22 protein-coding genes and 2 pseudogenes are annotated in these 21,043 nt (G+C 69.1%); 21 read left to right on the top strand and 3 right to left on the bottom strand.

Features of this window, described 5'->3' with window-relative positions:
• The first annotated feature begins 25 nt into the window (after positions 1-25).
• The 10 genes and pseudogenes from lepB to NW895_RS32600 all read left to right on the top strand — a co-directional run bounded on the left by lepB (position 26) and on the right by NW895_RS32600 (position 6,098).
• Positions 26-802 (top strand): signal peptidase I, encoded by a 777-nt coding sequence (gene lepB, locus NW895_RS32555; protein ID WP_289940163.1) that lies wholly within the window; start codon positions 26-28, stop codon positions 800-802.
• A complete protein-coding gene (locus NW895_RS32560; protein WP_289940164.1) occupies positions 792-1,319 on the top strand; it encodes an NUDIX hydrolase in 528 nt (175 codons plus the stop codon). The genes lepB and NW895_RS32560 overlap by 11 nt, the downstream gene beginning before the upstream one ends.
• A gap of 56 nt (positions 1,320-1,375) precedes the next feature.
• Positions 1,376-1,684, top strand: a complete 309-nt coding sequence (locus NW895_RS32565) for a DUF2469 domain-containing protein (RefSeq protein ID WP_003965949.1) — start codon at positions 1,376-1,378, stop codon at positions 1,682-1,684.
• Between the two features lie 118 nt (positions 1,685-1,802).
• Positions 1,803-2,165 carry a YraN family protein gene (locus NW895_RS32570; protein WP_289940249.1) on the top strand — a complete coding sequence of 121 codons (363 nt, stop codon included), beginning with the start codon at positions 1,803-1,805 and terminating at the stop codon, positions 2,163-2,165.
• Positions 2,165-3,154, top strand: a pseudogene (locus tag NW895_RS32575) (ATP-binding protein); the annotation flags it as partial. The gene NW895_RS32570 and the pseudogene NW895_RS32575, both read left to right, overlap by 1 nt.
• Before the next feature lie 305 nt (positions 3,155-3,459).
• Positions 3,460-3,669, top strand: coding sequence for a hypothetical protein (locus tag NW895_RS32580; RefSeq protein WP_289940250.1), 210 nt, complete (start codon positions 3,460-3,462; stop codon positions 3,667-3,669).
• Positions 3,653-4,174, top strand: coding sequence for a DUF6879 family protein (locus tag NW895_RS32585; RefSeq protein WP_289940251.1), 522 nt, complete (start codon positions 3,653-3,655; stop codon positions 4,172-4,174). Before NW895_RS32580 ends, NW895_RS32585 begins: the two co-directional genes overlap by 17 nt.
• Positions 4,171-5,004 carry a helix-turn-helix transcriptional regulator gene (locus NW895_RS32590; RefSeq protein ID WP_289940252.1) on the top strand — a complete coding sequence of 278 codons (834 nt, stop codon included), beginning with the start codon at positions 4,171-4,173 and terminating at the stop codon, positions 5,002-5,004. Before NW895_RS32585 ends, NW895_RS32590 begins: the two co-directional genes overlap by 4 nt.
• A gap of 292 nt (positions 5,005-5,296) precedes the next feature.
• Complete coding sequence (locus NW895_RS32595; RefSeq protein WP_289940253.1) at positions 5,297-5,521, top strand: hypothetical protein; 225 nt, start codon at positions 5,297-5,299, stop codon at positions 5,519-5,521.
• A 106-nt stretch (positions 5,522-5,627) separates the two neighbouring features.
• The gene (locus tag NW895_RS32600) at positions 5,628-6,098 is read left to right on the top strand and encodes an NUDIX domain-containing protein (protein ID WP_289940255.1); all 471 of its coding nucleotides are present in this window, start codon (positions 5,628-5,630) and stop codon (positions 6,096-6,098) included.
• A gap of 65 nt (positions 6,099-6,163) precedes the next feature.
• Here NW895_RS32600 and NW895_RS32605 read toward each other — a convergent pair whose 3' ends face one another.
• Together NW895_RS32605 and NW895_RS32610 are read right to left on the bottom strand one after the other, a co-directional pair.
• Positions 6,164-6,748 (bottom strand): recombinase family protein, encoded by a 585-nt coding sequence (locus NW895_RS32605; protein WP_289940256.1) that lies wholly within the window; start codon positions 6,746-6,748, stop codon positions 6,164-6,166.
• Positions 6,749-8,302: 1,554 nt separating this feature from the next.
• Positions 8,303-9,949, bottom strand: a complete 1,647-nt coding sequence (locus tag NW895_RS32610) for a recombinase family protein (RefSeq protein ID WP_289940257.1) — start codon at positions 9,947-9,949, stop codon at positions 8,303-8,305.
• Positions 9,950-10,018: 69 nt separating this feature from the next.
• On the opposite strand from NW895_RS32610, the pseudogene NW895_RS32615 reads away from it, so the two are divergent.
• The 4 genes and pseudogenes from NW895_RS32615 to NW895_RS32630 form a co-directional block, all read left to right on the top strand.
• Positions 10,019-10,663 (top strand): annotated as a pseudogene (locus NW895_RS32615) (ATP-binding protein); the annotation flags it as partial.
• Positions 10,660-11,820 (top strand): DNA-processing protein DprA, encoded by a 1,161-nt coding sequence (gene dprA, locus NW895_RS32620; RefSeq protein ID WP_289940258.1) that lies wholly within the window; start codon positions 10,660-10,662, stop codon positions 11,818-11,820. The pseudogene NW895_RS32615 and the gene dprA, both read left to right, overlap by 4 nt.
• Positions 11,821-12,092: 272 nt before the next feature.
• Positions 12,093-12,935 (top strand): RNA polymerase sigma factor WhiG, encoded by an 843-nt coding sequence (whiG, locus tag NW895_RS32625; protein WP_289940259.1) that lies wholly within the window; start codon positions 12,093-12,095, stop codon positions 12,933-12,935.
• Positions 12,936-13,029: 94 nt separating this feature from the next.
• Complete coding sequence (locus NW895_RS32630; protein WP_289940348.1) at positions 13,030-13,587, top strand: TetR/AcrR family transcriptional regulator; 558 nt, start codon at positions 13,030-13,032, stop codon at positions 13,585-13,587.
• A gap of 17 nt (positions 13,588-13,604) precedes the next feature.
• Here the strand turns inward: NW895_RS32630 and NW895_RS32635 are convergent, their stop codons facing one another.
• The gene (locus NW895_RS32635) at positions 13,605-14,195 is read right to left on the bottom strand and encodes a M23 family metallopeptidase (RefSeq protein ID WP_289940260.1); all 591 of its coding nucleotides are present in this window, start codon (positions 14,193-14,195) and stop codon (positions 13,605-13,607) included.
• A 273-nt stretch (positions 14,196-14,468) separates the two neighbouring features.
• Between NW895_RS32635 and rpsB the strand changes: the two genes are divergently transcribed.
• The 7 genes from rpsB (at position 14,469) to rlmN (ending at position 21,012) form a co-directional block, all read left to right on the top strand.
• A complete protein-coding gene (gene rpsB, locus NW895_RS32640) occupies positions 14,469-15,359 on the top strand; it encodes a 30S ribosomal protein S2 (protein ID WP_289940262.1) in 891 nt (296 codons plus the stop codon).
• A 157-nt stretch (positions 15,360-15,516) separates the two neighbouring features.
• A complete protein-coding gene (gene tsf / locus NW895_RS32645; RefSeq protein WP_289940263.1) occupies positions 15,517-16,353 on the top strand; it encodes a translation elongation factor Ts in 837 nt (278 codons plus the stop codon).
• Positions 16,354-16,544: 191 nt separating this feature from the next.
• On the top strand, positions 16,545-17,303 hold the full coding sequence (gene pyrH, locus NW895_RS32650; protein ID WP_289940265.1) for a UMP kinase: 759 nt from the start codon (positions 16,545-16,547) through the stop codon (positions 17,301-17,303).
• Between the two features lie 183 nt (positions 17,304-17,486).
• Positions 17,487-18,044, top strand: coding sequence for a ribosome recycling factor (gene frr / locus NW895_RS32655; protein ID WP_289940268.1), 558 nt, complete (start codon positions 17,487-17,489; stop codon positions 18,042-18,044).
• Complete coding sequence (locus NW895_RS32660; RefSeq protein WP_289940270.1) at positions 18,044-19,177, top strand: phosphatidate cytidylyltransferase; 1,134 nt, start codon at positions 18,044-18,046, stop codon at positions 19,175-19,177. Before frr ends, NW895_RS32660 begins: the two co-directional genes overlap by 1 nt.
• Positions 19,178-19,327: 150 nt before the next feature.
• The gene (locus NW895_RS32665) at positions 19,328-19,777 is read left to right on the top strand and encodes an SRPBCC family protein (RefSeq protein ID WP_289940271.1); all 450 of its coding nucleotides are present in this window, start codon (positions 19,328-19,330) and stop codon (positions 19,775-19,777) included.
• A gap of 128 nt (positions 19,778-19,905) precedes the next feature.
• A complete protein-coding gene (rlmN, locus tag NW895_RS32670) occupies positions 19,906-21,012 on the top strand; it encodes a 23S rRNA (adenine(2503)-C(2))-methyltransferase RlmN (RefSeq protein WP_289940272.1) in 1,107 nt (368 codons plus the stop codon).
• Positions 21,013-21,043: the final 31 nt, after the last annotated feature.

Below are 21,043 nucleotides of genomic sequence, written 5' to 3' on the forward strand. Positions count from 1 at the left end.
TAACCGCCGGGTAGGGTGCGGGTCCATGAGTGGCGAGAGCACGACACGTACGGCCCCGCGCAGCGGCGGCACGAACCAGGGCCCGGTGGGCAGCCGGACCGGACAGCGGGTGTCCGGGCTGGCCGTCGCACTGGGTCTGGTGCTGTTCCTCGGAGGGTTCCTCTGGGGAGCGGTGGTCTACCGGCCGTACACCGTGCCGACCAGCTCGATGTCGCCGACGATCGAGGCGGGCGACCGGGTGCTGGCGCAGCGCATCGACGGCGGTGACGTCCGCCGCGGCGATGTCGTCGTCTTCCGGGAGGAGGACTGGTCCAACGTGCCGTTGGTCAAGCGCGTGGTCGCCGTCGGCGGTGACACCGTCTCCTGCTGCCAGGACGGCAAGCTGAAGGTCAACGGCAAGGAGATCGACGAGCCGTATCTCGCCAAGGGCACGCCGGCCGAGATCACGAACTTCTCCGACGTGACCGTCCCCAAGGGGCGCCTGTTCCTTCTGGGTGACGAGCGCAGCAGCTCCCTGGACTCCACCGCCCACCTCACGGACGCCGCCCGCGGCACGGTGCCCAGAGGAGCCGTGGACGCCCGCGTCGACGCCGTGGTCTGGCCCATGAACGGCATGCTGGAGCGGCCCACCGGCTTCGAGGCACTCGGCACCCTTTCGTCGCCGGGGCCGCTCCGTACGATGCTCACGCTGGTGGTCGCCGGGGCCGTGCTGATCTTCGGCGGCGCCGCCTACGGCCCGGTCGCCAAGCGGACCGGCGCCGCCCGTACCCGGGCGCGGTCGGAGCCCGCCGGTGCCCGCTGAGGCACGGACGGGCGCGGGGAGCGACCCGTACGAAGGCGGTCTGCGCAAGGTCGCCCGGGTGGTCCTGCTGGACCCGCGGGACCGCATCCTGCTCCTGCACGGCCATGAACCGGACGATCCGGCCGACGACTGGTGGTTCACACCCGGCGGCGGCCTGGAGGGCGCCGAGACCCGTGAAGAGGCCGCCTTGAGGGAACTCGCGGAGGAGACCGGCATCACCGAGGTGGAGCTCGGCCCGGTGCTGTGGCGGCGCAGGTGCTCCTTCCCGTTCGCGGGCCGCCGCTGGGACCAGGACGAGTGGTACTACCTGGCCCGTACGACCCGGACCGAGACCGAGGCGGTGGGGCTGACCGAACTGGAGCGGCGCAGTGTCGCCGGAGCACGCTGGTGGACGTGTCAGGAACTGACCCGGGCACATGAGACGGTGTATCCGACCAGACTCGCCGAGCTGCTGCGCACGCTGCTCGACGAAGGTCCCCCGGCCGGGCCCGTGACCCTTGACCCAGAAATCGTCTAGGTGCTTACGGGACTGGCGCACAATGGGGGGATCGCACGGCTGAAGGGGAACATGCCATGAGCGCCGAGGACCTCGAGAAGTACGAGACCGAGATGGAGCTCAAGCTCTACCGGGAGTACCGCGATGTCGTCGGTCTGTTCAAATACGTGATCGAGACCGAGCGGCGCTTCTATCTGACCAACGACTACGAGATGCAGGTGCACTCGGTCCAGGGTGAGGTGTTCTTCGAGGTGTCCATGGCGGACGCCTGGGTGTGGGACATGTACCGGCCGGCTCGCTTCGTGAAGCAGGTCCGTGTCCTGACGTTCAAGGACGTGAACATTGAGGAGCTGAACAAGAGCGATCTGGAGCTGCCGGGTGGATGACATTCCCGAGGGCTTCCCTCGTAAGGGTGACGAAGTTGTCCACAGGTCGGGGGTTGTCCACCAAGATCCAATAGCTCGCTGAGCCGCCCTCATCGTTGGCGCCGGAGGTGGTGCCGACATGAACGCACGAGGTGCGATGGGCAAGTACGGCGAGGACCTGGCCGCGCGGCGGCTGGCCGAGGCCGGGATGACGGTCCTGGAGCGCAACTGGCGCTGCGGCAGGACCGGTGAGATCGACATCGTGGCCCGGGACGGGGACGTCCTGGTCGTCTGTGAGGTCAAGACCCGCAGGGGCGGCCGCTTCGAACACCCGATGGCAGCGGTGACCCCGGAGAAGGCGGAGCGGCTGCGGCATCTCGCCGAGCGCTGGATCCAGACCCACGGGGGAGCGCCGCCCGGCGGGGCACGTATCGATCTGGTCGGGGTGGTCCTCCCCGAGCGCGGTGCCCCGGTGGTCGAGCATGTGCGGGGGGTGGCGTGATGGGTTTCGCGCGTACGTGCTCGGTGGCGCTGGTCGGCGTCGAGGGAGTCGTCGTCGAGGTCCAGGCCGACCTCGAACCGGGCGTCGCGGCGTTCACGCTGGTGGGGCTGCCGGACAAGAGCCTGACCGAGAGCCGGGACCGGGTTCGGGCCGCTGTGGTGAATTCGGGGGCGGAGTGGCCCCAGAAGAAGCTGACCGTGGGACTCAGCCCGGCATCCGTGCCGAAGGCGGGCAGCGGCTTCGACGTGGCCGTCGCCTGCGCGGTTCTCGGCGCGGCCGAGCGGATCGATCCCCGAGTGCTCGCCGACATCGTGATGATCGGGGAGCTGGGCCTGGACGGACGGGTACGGCCCGTGCGGGGCATCCTGCCCGCGGTGCTGGCCGCGGCGGACGCCGGCTACGAACAGGTGGTCGTGCCGGAATGCGCCGCCGCCGAGGCGTCCCTGGTACCCGGTGTGTCGGTGCTGGGCGTCCGTAGCCTGCGCCAGCTGATCGCCATCCTCGCGGACGAGCCCGTGCCCGACGAGGAGCCGGACGAGGTGGGCCGCCCGGATCCGCTCCTCGCCGGCCTCCGGGTGCCCGGCACGGGAGCGGCCACCGGAATGCACAGTGTGGGTGCGGCGCAGCAGGACCACGGCCATGACCTCGCCGACGTCGTGGGCCAGATCTCGGCCCGCACGGCCGTGGAGGTCGCCGCGGCGGGCGGACACCACCTGTTCCTCGAGGGGCCGCCGGGGGCCGGGAAGACGATGTTGGCGGAGCGGCTGCCCGCCATCCTGCCCCGGCTCGGCCGGGAGGCGTCGCTGGAGGTCACGGCGGTGCACTCGGTGGCCGGACTGCTCCCACCGGGCAAACCCCTGATCGACGTGGCCCCCTACTGCGCCCCGCACCACTCGGCCACGATGCAGGCACTCGTCGGCGGCGGTCCCGGCATCGCGCGGCCCGGTGCCGTGTCGCTCTCCCACCGGGGCGTTCTCTTCCTGGACGAAGCGCGTGAGACAGACTTACTCCGCGATCAAGGTACACGACCGATCCGGTCCAGCGTGGCCCGTTCCGTGCAGCGTGCCAGCGGCCCTCTCGCGCCCCGCCATCTCCCCGCACCGGCTTCGCCCCGTCCGAGCCGCACGCGCCCGCCACGCGCCCGCACAGGGCGGCGACGGCTGCGCTTACGTCGGAGGCCACGGGTTCATGCAACAACGTGAATACCCACGTTCGCGCATGGACGGCTGTGCATGACGCCCGTACGGTCGTGTTCAACGGGGCCTGACAGGGGCCACTGACCAGGGGGTTACGCATGTCCGAGCGTGCAGGACTTACCCGCCTCACCGGCAACGGGAATGGGGAGTGCGGGCAGGGTGACTGCCCGAACGTGTACCTCACCGAAAAGGGATCGTTCGTGGTGCAGGGCGACATGTTCGACGGGTTCACTCCGCCCGAAGGGGAGGGGCTTGTCGAGATCCCGGAAAGCGTACTGAGGGAGGCTTTCCGTGTTCTTGGATGGTGAGGACTGGCAGGCCAAGTTCCGCGACTTCCGTACGGAAGCGTGGCGGCTGGAGACCCTGCCGACTTACCGGGTACCGCAAGAGGCTGAGGAGTTCTCCCGATTCCTGGCCGGCGAGCGATTCCCGGGACCGTACGAGGATTCGTGGACGGAGATGATCCAGCGGCGCAAGGAAACTGGGGGAAGCGTCGGACGAGTGCACATCCTGACTCGGCCGCTCTCCGATTACCTGCGCTTCGAGTTCGAGCGGTACTACCGCCATCAGGCACCCATCGGGGAAGACATCCGAATCCTCGACGTGACCGAGCGGGAGAATCCACTTCCGGGAGCTCAAGACTTCTGGATGTTCGACCGCTCCACGGTCGTCCTCATGCATTACGAAGAGGATGGAACACAGATCGGCCGAGAGCTGTACGAGGGCGACCCGGCCCCGTTCATCGAATACCAGCGAATCGCCATCGCCGAGTCCGTCCCCTTCCTCGAATACGCGGAGCGCGTGACGGGGTGACGTTCGAGCCCGAGGAGCTTGGCCAGTCCTGGCAAGAGCTGGGGGCCATGCTCCGTGATCTACGCAAAGCGGCCGGTCTCTCCGGAGACCGGCTTGCCGCGCGTTGCAACATGTCTCAGTCCAAGGTGAGCCGCATTGAGAACGGCAGGGCACGGCCGAGTCTCCTCGACATCGAGACCCTGTTGACTGCCCTCGATGCTCCGCCCCAAGTTGTGGCGGAGGTATCCGCCCTTGCCCGCACAGCGAACACGGAATGGCAGGACGCGAGAGGGCTCCGCCGAAAAGGGCTCGACAAGAAACAGCGGGAGTTGGCAGGGCTCGAAGCGTCCTCGACCGACTTCCGATTCTTCCTGCTCTCCATGATTACTGCCCTGCTCTCGACGCCTGAGTACATCCGGGCCAGCCTCGCTCACATCCCCGGAGACCACAGCAAAGCAATCGCGAGGAAACTGGAACGGCAGGAAATTCTTTACGACCGCTCGAAGCGATTCACGTTCATTCTGACCGAGCAGGCGGCACGCTCCCCGTTCCTGCCTCCCGATGCGATGGCCGTGCAGCTTGACCGGTTGGCATCGCTCACCCATCTACCGAATGTGCGTCTCGGTGTGATTCCACTCAACACCCCAATGCCGGGGTGTCCGCTGAATACCTTCACCATCTACGATGACCGATTGGCTACGGCAGAGATGTCGACCGGCGTGATGGTGTTCCGGGACCCGAGGGACGTACGGGCATACGCCGAGGAATTCGCCGGATACGAGGAACGTGCTCTGTTCGGGGAGAACGCCAGAGCGAAACTCTCGGAATGGTCGGCTGTCTGCCGAGCGTGATCTTTACCCAATGACGTGACTGAGGCGCATGAAGGGCCACCACTCGGCGGATCATTGCTGGGCACGGGCAACCCATGCCAGGGAGGTTCTCGGATGGCGGCACGCAGACAACAGGGCTCCACGCTCTCGCCCTTTCGGCGGGAGCCTGCGCCCGTGCCCGGTTGTTCGGAATGTCTCGGGATTGCGAATCGTCGACAGAATGCCCGGTCCGTGTCGGACCACAGCGCGGTGACGGACGCGAACGTGTACCTGCGTCGGCACCTGAACGCACAGCACGGGGAGCCTGGCAACGATGGGTAGTCGCACGATCCTGCGGTACGTGAAGCACCGGATCACGCAGCACCCGGACACCGACGTCACCTTTGAGGCCGAGTGCCTTCACTGCAAGTGGACGGCCACGCCCTCGACGGACGGTGCGGCGGTCGACGTGGAGTGCATGAGCCACACCGGCCGGAGCGGACACGCGGGGTTCCGGCGCATCTGTACATCGTTCGCGATGGTCGTCCGGGACGAGTGACCGACCGCGCCCCTGTGCTGGCCCCTGTCGGCTCCCCCCGTGGTCGGCAGGGGCCGTCTCCTCCGAACTCCTGTACGCGCCCCACAGGGGCGCAGAGAGGCTTGTGATGCGACGGCTACGGGTGTTGGTCCTGGTGCTCGCGGAGCACCCCAAGGGGCCGCGTGTCCTCATGGTCAAGGACCTGTCCACCGGGGCATGGTCCCTGCCGGGTGCCGAGGTGCCCGAGGGTGAAGCCATACCCGATGTGGGGGCGCGGGTGCTGGAGCGACAGACAGGGTTGGCTCTGCGCCTTGCTCGGGTGCTGGCCCTCGACCACTCGCCGGGCGGAACGTTCGCCAGTGAGCCGGACACGCTGACCGTGGTCATGGACGGCGGATTCGTGGGGCAGGATCGGGCGCGCACGCTGGCACGGCTCCCCTCCCGTGTGGGGGCCCTGCTCCCCATGCGATGGGCGACGCTGACCGAGGCAGAGACAGAGCCGGGGCACGTCCGCCATGCCGTCGTTGCCAGCGCTCAGGGCACGCCCCTGCCCGTGCTGGTCGATGGTGTGTCCGACATGGAGACGGCTACGCGGTAGGGGAACGCGAACGGCCCCCGACAAGGGGGCCGCTCTGGTGTGGGATGCGCCTGTGTGCGCCTGTCTCAGGCGCTCTCGCCGAGGTGGCGGTACAGGGTGGCACGGGAGATCCCGAGGGCCTTGGCAATCGCGCTCACGCTCTCGCCCTTCGCCTGCCTGGCACGGGCCACCGTGAGCACGTCCTCACTCACGACGGACGGCCGTCCGCCGGTACGCCCCTGCGCCTTGGCTGCGTCGAGTCCGGCACGGGTGCGCTCCTTGATCAGGCTGCGCTCAAACTCCGCCATGGCCCCGACCACCTGAAGCATGAGACGGCCGTCCGCCGTGCCGGGGTCGATGTTGGCCAGTGCACCTGTGAGCACCTTGAACCCGATGCCCCGCTCTCGAAGGGTGTCGACCATGGTCACAAGGTCGATGAGCGACCGGGCGAAGCGGTCGAGCTTCCACACGCACAGGGTGTCGCCGGGTCTGGCGTAGTCCAGCGCGGCCGTGAGCTCTGGCCGGTTGGTGTTCTTCCCGCTGGCCTTGTCCTCGAAGATACGGGCGCACCCTGCGGCCGTCAGTGCGTCGCGCTGCAACTGCGCTTCCTGGTCATCGGTCGAGACGCGGGCGTATCCGATGAGCTGACCGGTGATCGTGTTCGTCGTCATGGCCGGGACTGTCTCAGAACTCGTCTCAATACGTCAAGCCTGAGACGGGAGTTTCGAGACGGGTTTTGAACAGTGCTGCGCCCCCTTCCGGGGTGCCTGTCGTCTCGTCTCACAAACCTTGGTTTTCGAGACGCCCGTTACTCGTCACGCTGCGCCACGGTCGGGCTGTGCTCTCTGCCGCGTGTTGGCCAGCGCTGCGCGTGTCCGCAACGGCAAGAGGCTGTGAGCCTGTCTGCCTGCCTGTCGCTGTGCTCTCGCCTGACTGCCAGGGGCACAGCCTGTCAGCCGCTCACGCTGGCGCACAGCCGTTCGCTTGCCACGGGACGCGGGCCGCTGGCCAGCCTCTCGACGGCGGAGGAGAGGCAACGGCGAAGGGGGTGGGGTATGACCCCTTGGAGGGTCCTTGCTCGACCGCCGTGTCTTACCGGCTCAAATCCTGCCACGGTTTCAGGGCCTTTCAGGGTGGCCTGTACTCCAGCCGGCTGCGGCGTAGCGCCTGGTCAAAGGCCTGTGCTGCCTCCTTGGCGACGGCGAAGGAGTGCACAGAACGAAGCCTTACGTCCTTGCCTGTGGGGCGCGGCAGCGCCCCCCTTGGGCTTGCTCCTGTCGGCCCCTGCGGGGCCGCACTGTCGTAGAGGCTTCAGGCTGTGGCGGCCATCCGGCCGCCCATGCTGCCTACTACTTCGCCGATGCCTGTCTCATGGGGCGCTGCCGCGCCCCCACTCCGCTTGCCGTAGGTCGAAGGTGCTTCCCTCTGTCGGCCCCTTCGGGGCCCCACCTGTGAGGACAAAAAGAAGAGAGAAGAGGCGAACGTTTCCGCAGGTCAGTGACCATGCTGCTACACGTACGGCGTGTGCTGGCTACACCTGCGGTGTGTGGTCACCGGTCTTGATGGACGCGGCACGGTACCGGTGCACCCTTCCCCTTCTGGAAGAAGTGATTACCAAGGACAAGGCAAGCGGCACCCGACCGGGGCGAGACGAGCCCCCACCTCTTGGCGCGGTTGACCGCGTTGGTCGTGCTCTGGTCGGACAGGGGCTTGCCCTCCTTGCCCAGCAGAGCGGCCAGCTTCCCAGGGTCGAAGGATGCATGACCCTGGCGGTCAGCCCAGCCCAGCGCAGCGAAGTGCACTCGGTAGGCAAGCGGGTGCCAGGGTTCCTGCGCCATGCGCCGGTACTCGCGCTGGGAGACTCCGCCCCACGGGCGGTCATGACCGAAGCTGATGGCCACTGGTTGTGGCTCCTTCCTGTGAGGCGCACACGGGTGCGCCAGCGACCCCCGCCGGACGGCGGGACATGTGTCTCCCTTCTTCGCGGGGGTGGCCGTGCGGAAGGCACAGCGCGCTTCACAGGTGGGCGCCCAAGGCTTCGGGCCTGGACTCGGTCTCTTGCAGTCGGGAGCGACGGCGGCGACCTGGCCCGGCATCGTACAACATGCTGCGACGGGAGAGGCTGCCTGGCGGGTCCTCCCTTGCTTGCTCGCTCAGCTTCGGGTGGGACGACGAAGCCCCGCCCTCGGGTGAGAGCGGGGCCGGTCGGGGCCTACGAGCAAGGGCTACGCGACGTGCTCAGCGGCGAAGCCGCGCACTCGGTCGTAGAGATCCCTCGGGAGCAGGAGCTCGATCCTCCCGAGCGTGTGACGCACTGTCCCCTCGGTCTCGCCGATCTCCGCCAAGGGGAGCGCCCAGGGGAGTTCCTCCCTGTGGACGATCGCCTTCACGCCCGCCTCGCGCAGCTCCTTGTTCTTCTCCGCTGGGGACGTGAGCTCTGCCCACCTGTCCGCGTACGTCTGACCGGTCGGGGTCTCCTCCCACCGGTCCGGCACTACCGGCATGGCGGCGAGTGCTTCGCGCTTCGCTTCGAGTCGGAGGTACTCCTCTCGGTACTCCTTCTTGCCGAGCTCGGAGGAGTAGAGCCCTGCCTCGCGATCCTCGCGGAGTTCGGCCAGGGCGCGCGTCACCTCCTCGACATCCTTGGTGTGGTCGACTCCGGGGCGGAAGGTCCGACGGATGATCTGCATGTGACCAACCGCCCGGAGGAACGCCTCCTCGACGGCCTCCTCCAGCAGCTTCGCCCGTATGGCTTCGTTCTGGCCGCACTCGGCGCCGGAAATGTTCCGGGAGCTGCACCGGTAGTACATCCAGTTACGGCCGTTGTTCCGGTACATCGCACGGCCACAGGTGCAGAACGCCACCTGGAGCAAAGGGGAGCGGTCGTAGCGGTTGCCCGCCCGAGGGTTGCTGTTCGCCTTCAACTTCGCCTGAAGCTGCTCCCACTCCCGCTCTGTGATGAGCGGCTCCGCCCGCTGAAGCGGGAGCCCTTCGGCATCCCGCACAAGCCGAGTCCTCTTCTCCTTCTTCCCGTCCGGGAGCATGACCTCCTCGGTCATCTCGACTCGGCCGAGAAGCGTGTGCGACTGAAGCATCCGGAGCAGGTTGCCGACGCGCCAGACAGCGCCCTTCGGCTCCTTGCCTGCCCTGATCCGCTGCGCGTCGAGCGGGGGAGGGGTCTTGGTGTGGTCCTCGTTCAGCCAGCGGCAGACAGCGTTCGTCGCCTCCCCGTCCTCGACGATCCGCCGGACGATCTCTCGGACGACCTTTGCCGTAGCCGTGCCGTACTCGTCCGGCTCCAGCTTCCACCCTTCGCCCTCGGCGTCCTTCACGGCCCGGTACCCGTACGGCACGAAGCCGCCACGCCAGCGGCCCGACTTCATCAGGTGCACGTACGAAGACTTGGCGCGCACCTTGATCGCTTCGAGCTCACCCTCTGCAAAGGCGGCGATGAGCTGAAACAGGATCTTGCCCATGGGCGAAGAGAGATCGAAGCCGTCTTCTGCGGCGGCGATCTCCTTGTTGTTCTCGCCTGCCCACTCCACAAGCTGGGCGATGTGGAGGACTCGACGCGAGATCCGGTCGAGCTTCCAGCCGCAGAGGATGTCCCACTCGTCGACTCGGGAGAGTTCCCACGCGAGGCGCTCCTCTACTGCGCTCACGTCGTTGCCGATGGTGGACGGGAGCCACTGGCCGAGACCCGGTCGCTCCCAAGGGGCGATGGCTCCGGACACGTCTACGTCCTCGACCCAACCAACGACGGTGTGCCCCCGGCTGTCCGCCCATCGTTGGATTGCGACCTTCTGTCGCACGACCGAGGTCGACTCGTCCGACGCCCTCGACAGGCGCAGCGCGCCCAGAACCCTTGCCATACTCCGTGTTCCTCCTGCTCAGGCCAGCACCTTACGTGCTGGCACATGGGGCGGAGTAAGTGCGGCTCCCTGGATGAGACGCCGGAATTCAGCAGCCAGGCCCTCGACGCCCTCCGGCAGCCTCTGGAGGCAGGACATGTCGTGATCGCGCGGAGCGCGGGCGTCGTGCGCTTCCCGGCGAAGTTCCTGATGGTCCTCGCGGCCAACCCCTGTCCCTGCGGCCGCTTCTCGCAGAAGGACGACCTGTGCGAGTGCCCGCCCTCGGCGATCCGCCGCTACCAGGCCAGGCTGTCCGGCCCGCTGCTCGACCGGGTCGACCTGCGTGTCGAGGTGGACCGCGTCACGCGCCACGAACTGACCGCGTGCGGTGCCCGGGGCGAATCCACCGCGACGGTCGCCGACCGGGTGCGGGCGGCCCGGGAGCGGGCTGCGGCACGCCTCGCCGGCACTCCGTGGCGCACCAACAGCGACGTCCCCGGACGTGAGCTGCGCAGCCGCTGGTACGCCGCACCCGGCGCGATGGACGAGGCGGAACGGAGCCTGGAGCGGGGCGTTCTCACCGCCCGCGGCCTCGACCGTGTCCTGCGCGTCGCCTGGACCGTCGCCGACCTCGTCGGTCACGACCGGCCCGACGCGACGGACGTCGCCCTGGCGCTGCAACTGCGCACCGGGGTGCCGCGGGGCGTACCCATGGCCATCGGGGCACTGACGTGAACGGCGACGACGAGCCGGACGACGAGCTGCTCGACCGGGTCTTTCTCACCCGTGTCATCGAGCCCGGCGACGAGGTCGGTGGGCGCTGGGTGCGGGAGTGGGGGGTGCGTGAGGTGGCGCGGAGGCTGCGGAGAGGAGGCCCGGCGCTGCCCGGGGTGAGTGAGACGCGGTGGGCGGGGCTGCGGGCTCGGGCCGGGCGGGCCGAGCCGTGCCGGGATCTCGCGGTCGCGCAGGAGACGGGGGTGCGGTTCGTGGGCCCCGGGACGGCCGAGTGGCCGGGGCAGCTCGACGATCTCGGGGACGCCCGGCCCCTCGGCCTGTGGGTGCGCGGGCGTCCCAGCCTGCGGATGTGGGCCCTCAGATCGGTGGCCGTCGTGGGCGCGCGCGCCTGCACCGAATACGGCGCCCACATGGCGGCCGGCCTCGCCGCCGGGCTCGCCGAACGCGGCTGGGTCGTGGTGTCCGGCGGCGCCTACGGGGTCGACGGCGCCGCCCACCGGGGCGCCCTCGGCGCGGGCGGCGCCACCGTCGCCGTCCTGGCCTGCGGTGTGGACCGGCCCTACCCCCGCGGTCACACCGCGCTGATCACCAGAATCGCGGACCAGGGGCTGGTGGTCGGGGAGCTGCCGCCCGGGGACCATCCGACGCCGAGCAGGTTCATTCTGCGGAACAGGGTGATCGCCGCGGTCACCCGGGGAACCGTCGTCGTCGAGGCCGCCCATCGGAGCGGCTCGCTGGTCACGGCCCGGGCGGCGCAGCGTCTGGGCCGCCACACGATGGGAGTACCCGGCCCTGTCACCAGCGGGCAGTCCGCCGGCGTGCACGAGCTCCTGCGCGGGGACGCCGTGCTCGTCACCGACGCCGCGGAGGTCGTCGAACTGGTCGGTGACATGGGGGAACTGGCCCCGGACCGGCGCGGGCCGGTGCTGCCCAGAGACCTGCTGGAGCCGCGCGCCCGCCAGGTACTGGCCGCGCTGCCGGCGCGCCGAGCCGCGGCGGCGCGGGAGATCGCACATGGTGCGCATACGACTCAGGACGACGCGATCGCGAGACTGTACGAACTCCGAGCACTCGGTTACGTCGAACGACATGGCGACGGCTGGAAGTTGACACGCCAGGCGATGATCTCCGTCCGCAGTGGCCGGCACCCGTGCTGACCGAGCGTGTTCGGCCGTCCGGGGGAACCCCGACGGCCTTGGGGTTTGGCGCAGTTGAGGTATCCGCACGATCACACAGAGCGATCGTCGTGCCCTGGCGGGGCGCCCAGATGAACGTATCTGCGCATGGCCCGCGCCCCGCCCTTCGCGCACCGCGACGCTCCAGTCACGCTACGCTCACGAGGATCCCGACAGGAACAGGCACCTACATCACCAGACCGACGGCGTACCCAGGCACCACCACTTCACGGCAGAACGGCACAAGGCGACGAATGCCCCAGCACACCTCCGGGTCCGACCGGGCGGCGATCCCCCCAGCCGCCCGCGACGGTGGCAGCGCGCGGCCGCCCGCTCCCTCGACACTCGACGAGCTGTGGCGGTCGTACAAAGCGACGGGGGACGAGCAGCTGCGGGAGCAGCTGATCCTGCACTACTCGCCGCTCGTGAAGTACGTGGCGGGTCGCGTGAGCGTGGGCCTGCCGCCCAACGTCGAGCAGGCGGACTTCGTCTCGTCCGGGGTGTTCGGGCTGATCGACGCGATCGAGAAGTTCGACATCGACCGGGAGATCAAGTTCGAGACGTACGCGATCACACGCATCCGCGGCGCGATGATCGACGAGCTGCGGGCGCTGGACTGGATCCCGCGCTCGGTGCGGCAGAAGGCGCGGAACGTGGAGCGGGCGTACGCGACGCTGGAGGCGCGCCTGAGGCGGACGCCGACGGAGAGCGAGGTGGCCGCCGAGATGGGGATCGCCGTGGAGGAACTCCACGCGGTCTTCAGCCAGTTGTCGCTGGCCAACGTGGTGGCCCTGGAGGAGCTGCTGCACGTCGGGGGTGAGGGCGGCGACCGGCTGAGCCTCATGGACACGCTGGAGGACACCGCCGCCGACAACCCGGTGGAGGTGGCCGAGGACCGGGAGCTGCGGCGGTTCCTGGCGCGGGCGATCAACACGCTGCCCGAACGGGAGAAGACCGTCGTCACGCTGTACTACTACGAGGGGCTCACGCTCGCCGAGATCGGGAACGTGCTGGGTGTGACCGAGAGCCGGGTCAGCCAGATCCACACCAAGTCGGTGTTGCAGCTGCGTGCGAAGCTGGCGAGCTTCGGACGGTGACCGGGCCGGGTGACCGGCAGTCGGGTGGAGTCACTCCCCTCGAAGGGGGTCCATCCGTAAAGTGGTTGACGTGCCAAGGATTCGAGCGGCCTCTGTGGCCGAGCACCGGTCGATGCAGCGAGCCGCCCTGCTGGACGCGGCTCGTTCCCTGTTGTCCGAGGGTGGGACGGACGCGCTGACCTTCCCGGCCCTCGCCGAGCGGACGGGGCTGGCGCGGTCCAGCGTCTACGAGTACTTCCGGTCCCGGGCCGCCGTCGTCGAGGAGCTGTGCGAGGTCGACTTCCCGGTCTGGGCCGCGGAGGTGTCGGCGGCGATGGAGCAGCAGGACACCCCCGAGGGCAAGGTCGAGGCGTATGTGCGGGGGCAGCTCGCGCTCGTCGGGGACCGGCGGCACCGGGCCGTGGTGGCGATCTCCGCGAGCGAGCTGGACGCCGGGGCCCGGGAGAAGATCCGGGCGGCGCACGGCGGGCTGGTCGCGATGATCGTCGAGGCGCTGGGGGAGATGGGGCACGAGGAGCCCCGGCTGGCGGCGATGCTGCTGCAGGGTGTGGTGGACGCCGCTGTACGGAGGATCGAGCTGGGGGCGGCGGAGGAGCCCGCGGCGATTGCCGAGGCGGCTGTCGCCATGGCTCTGAGGGGCGTTCGCGGCTGACGTCCGTCGTGCTGGGGCTACGCGGGCGGTACCCCCAGCACCGGCAGCAGTCTCGACGGCCCCCTGCGCAGCAGCCACGGGGGCAGCAGCGACAGCGGGTCCAGGTAGGCATCCGCTCTGCGCAAGCCCCAGTGCACGCAGGTGACAGCGCAGTGCGAGCCGGTCGCCTCCACTGTGCCGACCACGTCTCCCGCCCTCACCTCGTCCCCCTTTTCCACCGACGCCCGCACCGGCTCGTACGTCGTCCGCAACGGCGGATCACCCGTCCCCGCCAGCTCCACCGACACGACCCCCTTTCCGGCCACGCGGCCCGCGAAGGTCACCCGGCCGGCCGCCACCGCCCGTACCGCTGTGCCCGGCGGCGCCGCGAGATCCACTCCGCGGTGGCCGGGGCCGTACGGTGCCGCCGGAGGGGCCCAGCCTCGTAGGACCGGTGGGCGGGTGCCGACGGGCCAGGTGCGGGCGATGGCCGGTACCGCGGGGCCCGGGGGCGGTGCGGCGGCGGTGCCCGCCGCGGTCGGCTCCCACCTCGGCAGCGGGGGCAGGACCGTCAGGACCAGCAGCAACGCCGTCCACGTACACACACGTACACATCGCTTCGCTCGCATGCGAGAACCGTGCCGCAAGCCGCCCGATCATGGCCGAAGCCTGTGGACAACTCCTCTGTTGTGGACATCGGCGTCACCCGGCGCCCCGCCGGTCCCGTACACTTCTGGTGGCGACCCGGGTCACCGGGTCGACTTCGCACGCCCCGATACCAGGCCGGAAACGGCCCGTATCAGCGCCTCTCGGTCCTTCGTGGCACGGCGCACCGTGGGCGTCAGGCGCGGGAGCCGTCCGGCACCCGCGGCACAACCGGGAAATTCAAGGAGAGTACGGCCATGGCCGTCGTCACGATGCGGGAGCTGCTGGAGAGCGGCGTCCACTTCGGTCACCAGACCCGCCGTTGGAACCCGAAGATGAAGCGCTTCATCTTCACCGAGCGCAACGGCATCTACATCATCGACCTGCTCCAGTCGCTGTCGTACATCGACCGCGCCTACGAGTTCGTCAAGGAGACCGTCGCCCACGGCGGCACGGTCATGTTCGTCGGCACGAAGAAGCAGGCGCAGGAGGCCATCGCCGAGCAGGCCACCCGCGTCGGCATGCCCTACGTCAACCAGCGCTGGCTGGGCGGCATGCTCACCAACTTCTCGACCGTCTACAAGCGCCTGCAGCGCCTGAAGGAGCTTGAGCAGATCGACTTCGAGGACGTCGCGTCCTCCGGTCTGACCAAGAAGGAACTTCTGGTCCTCTCCCGCGAGAAGGCCAAGCTGGAGAAGACCCTCGGTGGTATCCGCGAGATGCAGAAGGTGCCCAGCGCCGTCTGGATCGTGGACACCAAGAAGGAGCACATCGCCGTTGGTGAGGCCCGGAAGCTGAACATTCCGGTCGTCGCGATCCTCGACACCAACTGCGACCCCGACGAGGTCGACTACAAGATCCCGGGCAACGACGACGCGATCCGCTCCGTCACCCTGCTCACCCGCGTGATCGCCGACGCCGTCGCCGAGGGCCTCATCGCCCGCTCCGGTGTCGCCACCGAGGGCAAGGGCGAGAAGGCCGCGGGCGAGCCGCTCGCCGAGTGGGAGCGCGACCTGCTGGAGGGCGAGAAGAAGGCAGACGAGGCCGAGAAGCCGGCGGAGGCCGCTGCTGAGGCCCCGGCCGCCGAGGCCCCGGACGCCGAGGCTCCGGCCGCCGAGGCTCCGGCCGCCGAGGCCGAGCAGGCCTGACCGTCCCGTCAGCGTCGACGGCGGGAGCGGTGACATGAACTCCGCTCCCGCCGTTCACCCGTAGGTCAGCGGAGGTCAGCGGTCCCCGTTGTTCCATGGGGGCCGCAGACCCCGTAGATCTTCGATCTTCCAGACTTCGAGAAAGATTCACAGACTCATGGCGAACTACACCGCCGCCGACGTCAAGAAGCTCCGCGAGCTCACCGGCGCCGGCATGATGGACTGCAAGAAGGCGCTGGACGAGGCCGAGGGCAACGTCGAGAAGGCCGTCGAGGCGCTCCGCATCAAGGGCCAGAAGGGCGTCGCCAAGCGTGAGGGCCGCTCCGCCGAGAACGGCGCCGTGGTCTCCATCATCGCCGACGACAACTCCTCCGGTGTCCTCGTCGAGCTGAAGTGCGAGACGGACTTCGTCGCCAAGGGTGACAAGTTCCAGGCCGTCGCCACCGCGATCGCCGAGCACGTCGCCAAGACCTCCCCGGCCGACCTCGAAGCCCTGCTCGCCTCCGAGATCGAGGCCGGCAAGACCGTCCAGGCGTTCGTGGACGAGGCCAACGCCAACCTCGGCGAGAAGATCGTCCTGGACCGCTTCGCGCAGTTCGCCGACGGCTTCGTGCTCGCCTACATGCACCGCACGATGCCCGACCTGCCCCCCCAGATCGGTGTCCTCGTCGAGCTGGACAAGCCGAACGCCGAGGTCGCCAAGGGCGTCGCCCAGCACATCGCCGCCTTCGCGCCGAAGTACCTCTCCAAGGAGGACGTCCCGGCCGAGGTCGTCGAGGCCGAGCGCCGCATCGCCGAGGAGACCACCCGCGCCGAGGGCAAGCCCGAGGCCGCCCTGCCGAAGATCGTCGAGGGCCGCCTCAACGGCTTCTTCAAGGACGCCACGCTGCTCGGCCAGCCGTACGCGCTCGACAACAAGAAGTCCGTCCAGAAGGTCCTGGACGAGGCCGGTGTCACCCTGAAGCGCTTCACGCGCATCAAGGTCGGCATCTGAGTCGGTACCGCGACAGACGCCCGACCCCGGTAGGGTCGACAGCAGTCGTTCGGGTACGCCGTCAGGCACGCGGGCGTGCCGGACGACAGCAGATCTGACGAGGAGGCCATTGCCGCGTATGGGATGCGAACCAGTCCCCACCGGCAATGGCCTTCTTCGTATGTGCAGCACGTGACAAAGGCGGGATCTCCATGACCACCAAGGCCGAGAAGAGCGACGACGGCAAAGTACGCGGCCGGTTTCTGCTGAAGCTGTCCGGAGAGGCCTTCTCCGGTGGCGGGGGACTGGGCGTCGACCCCGACGTGGTGCACGCCATCGCCCGTGAGGTCGCCGCCGTCGTACGCGACGGGGCACAGATCGCGGTCGTCATCGGCGGCGGCAACTTCTTCCGCGGGGCCGAGCTGCAGCAGCGCGGCATGGACCGGGCCCGCTCTGACTACATGGGCATGCTCGGCACCGTGATGAACTGCCTCGCCCTGCAGGACTTCCTGGAGAAGGAGGGCGTGGACTGCCGCGTGCAGACCGCCATCACCATGGGGCAGGTCGCCGAGCCGTACATCCCGCTGCGCGCCGTGCGCCACCTGGAGAAGGGCCGTGTGGTCATCTTCGGTGCCGGTATGGGCATGCCGTACTTCTCCACCGACACCACCGCCGCGCAGCGCGCCCTGGAGATCGACGCCGAGGCGCTGCTGATGGGCAAGAACGGTGTGGACGGGGTCTACGACTCCGACCCGAAGACCAACCCGGACGCCGTGAAGTTCGACTCGCTGGGCTACGGCGAGGTCATCACGCGCGATCTGAAGGTCGCCGATGCCACGGCCATCACCCTGTGCCGCGACAACAAGCTCCCGATCGTGGTCTTCGAGCTCCTGAAGGAGGGCAATATCGCCCGCGCCGTCAAGGGTGAGAAGATCGGCACGCTTGTGGGTGACCAAGGCAGCCGGGCCTGACCTGAGAACCACCCCCGTCCGAGGGACGGCACCTGTCCGGGCGACGGACGGGACGGAGACGGGCCGGGGGATGGACAATGTCCTGCCGGTCGGGAACCGTGCAGGAAGAAGACGCGACGCAGCCGGCCGCCGCCCCGACAAGGAACCGCAGCCGGGCCTACTCAAGACACGCAGGAGCAAGTGGTGATCGAAGAGACCCTCCTCGAAGCCGAGGAGAAGATGGAGAAGGCCGTCGTGGTCGCCAAGGAGGATTTCGCAGCGATCCGCACCGGCCGTGCGCACCCGGCGATGTTCAACAAGATCGTGGCCGACTACTACGGCGCGCCGACCCCGATCAACCAGCTGGCCTCGTTCTCGGTGCCCGAGCCGCGCATGGCCGTGGTGACCCCGTTCGACAAGAGCGCGCTGCGCAACATCGAGCAGGCCATCCGCGACTCCGACCTGGGCGTCAACCCCACCAACGACGGCAACATCATCCGCGTGGTGTTCCCCGAGCTGACGGAGGAGCGCCGCCGCGAGTACATCAAGGTCGCCAAGGGCAAGGGCGAGGACGCGAAGATCTCGATCCGCTCCGTCCGCCGCAAGGCCAAGGACAGCATCGACAAGCTGATCAAGGACGGCGAGATCGGTGAGGACGAGGGCCGCCGCGCGGAGAAGGAGCTCGACGACACCACCGCGAAGTACGTCGCTCAGGTGGACGAGCTCCTGAAGCACAAGGAAGCGGAGCTGCTCGAGGTCTGATGAACGACTCTTCCTGGGGGGCGCCGCCGCAGACCGGGTACTGGGGGCCGTCCGACCGGGGACCCGTCCCGGGGGCTGCCCCGGCGGGTCCCGCGTACGATGCGCATGACGCGCAGCAGACTCGCCCCATGCCCATCGCGCCCGACGTACCCGGCCACGGCGGAGACCAGGATGACGACCGGGGGGCCGCTCGGCTGAGCGGCCCCTTGTTCCGCAACGAGACGCACGAGAACCCGTCGGCGCAGGCCTTCGCGGCGGCGCCGCAGAATCCGGAGCCCATGCCCGACGCCCCGCAGCCGGCACCCAAGCGGCAGAAGAAGAGCGCGGGGCGCGACCTGAGTGCGGCGATAGGGGTCGGGCTCGGGCTCGGCGTGGTGATCGTCGCGTCGCTGTTCATCGTCAAGGCCGTGTTCGTCGGCGTGATCGCGGTGGCCGTCGTGGTGGGCCTGTGGGAGCTGACCAAGCGGCTGGAGGAGCGCAAGGGCATCAGGGCGCCCCTCGTGCCGCTGGCGCTCGGCGGTGCGGCGATGGTGGTCGCGGGGTACGTCCGGGGCGCCGAGGGCGCCTGGGTGGCGATGGCGCTGACCGCGCTGGCCGTGCTGGTCTGGCGCATGACGGAACCGCCGGAGGGCTACCTCAAGGACGTCACGGCCGGGATCTTCGCGGCGTTCTACGTGCCCTTCCTGGCCACGTTCGTGGCGATGATGCTCACCGCCGACGACGGCCCGAACCGCGTGCTGACGTTCCTGCTGCTGACGGTCGTCAGCGACACCGGCGCGTACGCCGTCGGCTGGCGCTTCGGCCGGCACAAGCTCGCTCCGCGCATCAGTCCCGGCAAGACCCGCGAGGGCCTGGCCGGCGCGGTCGCGTTCGCGATGGTCGTGGGCGCGCTGTGCCTGCAGTTCCTGATCGACGACGGCGCCTGGTGGCAGGGCCTGCTGCTCGGCCTCGCGGTCGCGGCCAGCGCCACGCTGGGCGACCTCGGCGAGTCCATGATCAAGCGGGACCTGGGCATCAAGGACATGGGCACGCTGCTGCCGGGCCACGGCGGCATCATGGACCGGCTTGATTCGCTGCTGCCCACGGCGCCTGTGGTGTGGCTGCTGCTGGTGCTCTTCGTCGGGTCCGGCTGAACAGGTCGCCATGCCCGTGAGCCCCCGCCCTGTCCAGGGCGGGGGCTCCTCTGCTCAGGGCGCCTCATTCCGGCGATGGCGCGCCGGTCGGGCAAGTGGGACGATTCGGGTGTAAGTCATCAAAGCGGATCACCCGGAAAGGGGGACGTCATGTCCGCCATCCGAGAAGAGATCGTCGTCGACCGCACCCCTGAAGACGTCTACACCTACGTCACCGACTTCTCGCACGTACCCGAATGGCAGCTCAGCGCCGTCTCCGCGGAGCGGCTGGACGAGGGGCCGTTCGGCGAGGGCTCCCGGATCCGGATCATGCGGCGCATCGGCACCCGCGAGATCCCGATGACCATGGAGTGCACCGAGTACGAACCGCCGTACAGCTGGGGGCTGCACGGCATCGACGGCCCCGTCAGGGCACGCGTCCACGGCGAGATCGAGCCGCTCGACGAGGGCCGGCGGTCCCGCGTGACCATGGAACTCGACTTCGAGGGACACGGCCTCGGCAAGGCCCTGGTGCCCCTGGTCGCCCGCCCGCAGGCCCGCAAGGAACTCCCGCGCGACGAGCAGATCCTCAAGGACACACTGGAGCACGCCGGCGAGTAGACCACCGCTCCACAGCAGGGCCGGCGCCTGCCACGCCGTACGGACGTCCGTGATTCCGTCGGCCGCGGCGTCGGTCCTGTTCCACCGGATCCGGGTCACACGGTTCGATCTGCGACACTGGTTGAGCCATGCCTAAGCCCGGAGAACTCACATTCGTCGCCCCGCGCGGAGCCAAGAAGCCGCCGCGGCACCTTGCCGACCTCACGCCCGCCGAGCGTAAGGAGGCGGTCGCCGCGATCGGTGAGAAGCCGTTTCGCGCCAAGCAGCTCTCGCAGCACTACTTCGCGCGGTACGCGCACGCCCCGGAGCAGTGGACCGACATCCCGGCCGGTTCCCGCGGCAGGCTCCAGGAGGCGTTGCTTCCGGAGCTGATGACGGTCGTCCGGCATCTGTCGACCGACCAGGGCACCACGCGCAAGACGCTGTGGCGGCTGTTCGACGGGACGCTCGTCGAGTCGGTGCTCATGCGCTATCCGGACCGGGTGACCATGTGCATCAGCTCCCAGGCGGGCTGCGGCATGAACTGTCCGTTCTGCGCCACCGGGCAGGCGGGGCTGGACCGGAACCTGTCGACCGCGGAGATCGTGCACCAGATCGTGGACGGCATGCGGGCGCTCAGGGACGGCGAGGTGCCCGGCGGTCCGGCGCGGCTCAGCAACATCGTGTTCATGGGCATGGGTGAGCCGCTCGCCAACTACAACCGGGTCGTCGGAGCCATCCGCCGGCTCACCGACCCCGAGCCGGACGGGCTCGGTCTGTCGCAGCGCGGGATCACCGTCTCGACCGTCGGCCTCGTCCCGGCCATCCACCGCTTCGCCGACGAGGGCTTCAAGTGCCGCCTCGCGATCTCGCTGCACGCGCCCGACGACGAGCTGCGCGACACTCTCGTCCCCGTGAACACGCGGTGGAAGGTGCGGGAGGTGCTCGACGCCGGCTTCGACTACACGGCCAGGTCCGGGCGGCGGCTGTCGATCGAGTACGCGCTGATCCGGGACATCAACGACCAGGCCTGGCGCGGCGACCGGCTCGGGCGGCTGCTCAAGGGCAAGCCGGTGCACGTCAACCTGATCCCGCTGAACCCCACGCCCGGCTCCAAGTGGACCGCGTCCCGGCCCGAGGACGAGAAGGCGTTCGTGGAGGCGATCGCAGCGCATGGTGTGCCGGTGACCATCCGGGACACCCGTGGGCAGGAGATCGACGGGGCCTGCGGTCAGCTCGCCGCGAGCGAGCGGTAGTCTGACCGACGTAAGGGCCGTATAAGTACGT

The sequence above is a fragment of the Streptomyces sp. S.PNR 29 genome, assembly GCF_030386795.1.
Lineage (GTDB): Bacteria > Actinomycetota > Actinomycetes > Streptomycetales > Streptomycetaceae > Streptomyces.

What these genes read in the sequence shown, in the direction of transcription:
- lepB (WP_289940163.1), top strand. Translation starts at nt 26, where the DNA reads ATGAGTGGCGAGAGCACGACACGTACGGCCCCGCGCAGCGGCGGCACG.
- NW895_RS32565 (WP_003965949.1), top strand. Translation starts at nt 1,376, where the DNA reads ATGAGCGCCGAGGACCTCGAGAAGTACGAGACCGAGATGGAGCTCAAG.
- NW895_RS32570 (WP_289940249.1), top strand. Translation starts at nt 1,803, where the DNA reads ATGAACGCACGAGGTGCGATGGGCAAGTACGGCGAGGACCTGGCCGCG.
- NW895_RS32580 (WP_289940250.1), top strand. Translation starts at nt 3,460, where the DNA reads ATGTCCGAGCGTGCAGGACTTACCCGCCTCACCGGCAACGGGAATGGG.
- NW895_RS32595 (WP_289940253.1), top strand. Translation starts at nt 5,297, where the DNA reads ATGGGTAGTCGCACGATCCTGCGGTACGTGAAGCACCGGATCACGCAG.
- NW895_RS32600 (WP_289940255.1), top strand. Translation starts at nt 5,628, where the DNA reads ATGCGACGGCTACGGGTGTTGGTCCTGGTGCTCGCGGAGCACCCCAAG.
- NW895_RS32605 (WP_289940256.1), bottom strand. Translation starts at nt 6,748, where the DNA reads ATGACGACGAACACGATCACCGGTCAGCTCATCGGATACGCCCGCGTC.
- NW895_RS32610 (WP_289940257.1), bottom strand. Translation starts at nt 9,949, where the DNA reads ATGGCAAGGGTTCTGGGCGCGCTGCGCCTGTCGAGGGCGTCGGACGAG.
- whiG (WP_289940259.1), top strand. Translation starts at nt 12,093, where the DNA reads ATGCCCCAGCACACCTCCGGGTCCGACCGGGCGGCGATCCCCCCAGCC.
- NW895_RS32635 (WP_289940260.1), bottom strand. Translation starts at nt 14,195, where the DNA reads ATGCGAGCGAAGCGATGTGTACGTGTGTGTACGTGGACGGCGTTGCTG.
- rpsB (WP_289940262.1), top strand. Translation starts at nt 14,469, where the DNA reads ATGGCCGTCGTCACGATGCGGGAGCTGCTGGAGAGCGGCGTCCACTTC.
- tsf (WP_289940263.1), top strand. Translation starts at nt 15,517, where the DNA reads ATGGCGAACTACACCGCCGCCGACGTCAAGAAGCTCCGCGAGCTCACC.
- pyrH (WP_289940265.1), top strand. Translation starts at nt 16,545, where the DNA reads ATGACCACCAAGGCCGAGAAGAGCGACGACGGCAAAGTACGCGGCCGG.
- NW895_RS32660 (WP_289940270.1), top strand. Translation starts at nt 18,044, where the DNA reads ATGAACGACTCTTCCTGGGGGGCGCCGCCGCAGACCGGGTACTGGGGG.
- NW895_RS32665 (WP_289940271.1), top strand. Translation starts at nt 19,328, where the DNA reads ATGTCCGCCATCCGAGAAGAGATCGTCGTCGACCGCACCCCTGAAGAC.
- rlmN (WP_289940272.1), top strand. Translation starts at nt 19,906, where the DNA reads ATGCCTAAGCCCGGAGAACTCACATTCGTCGCCCCGCGCGGAGCCAAG.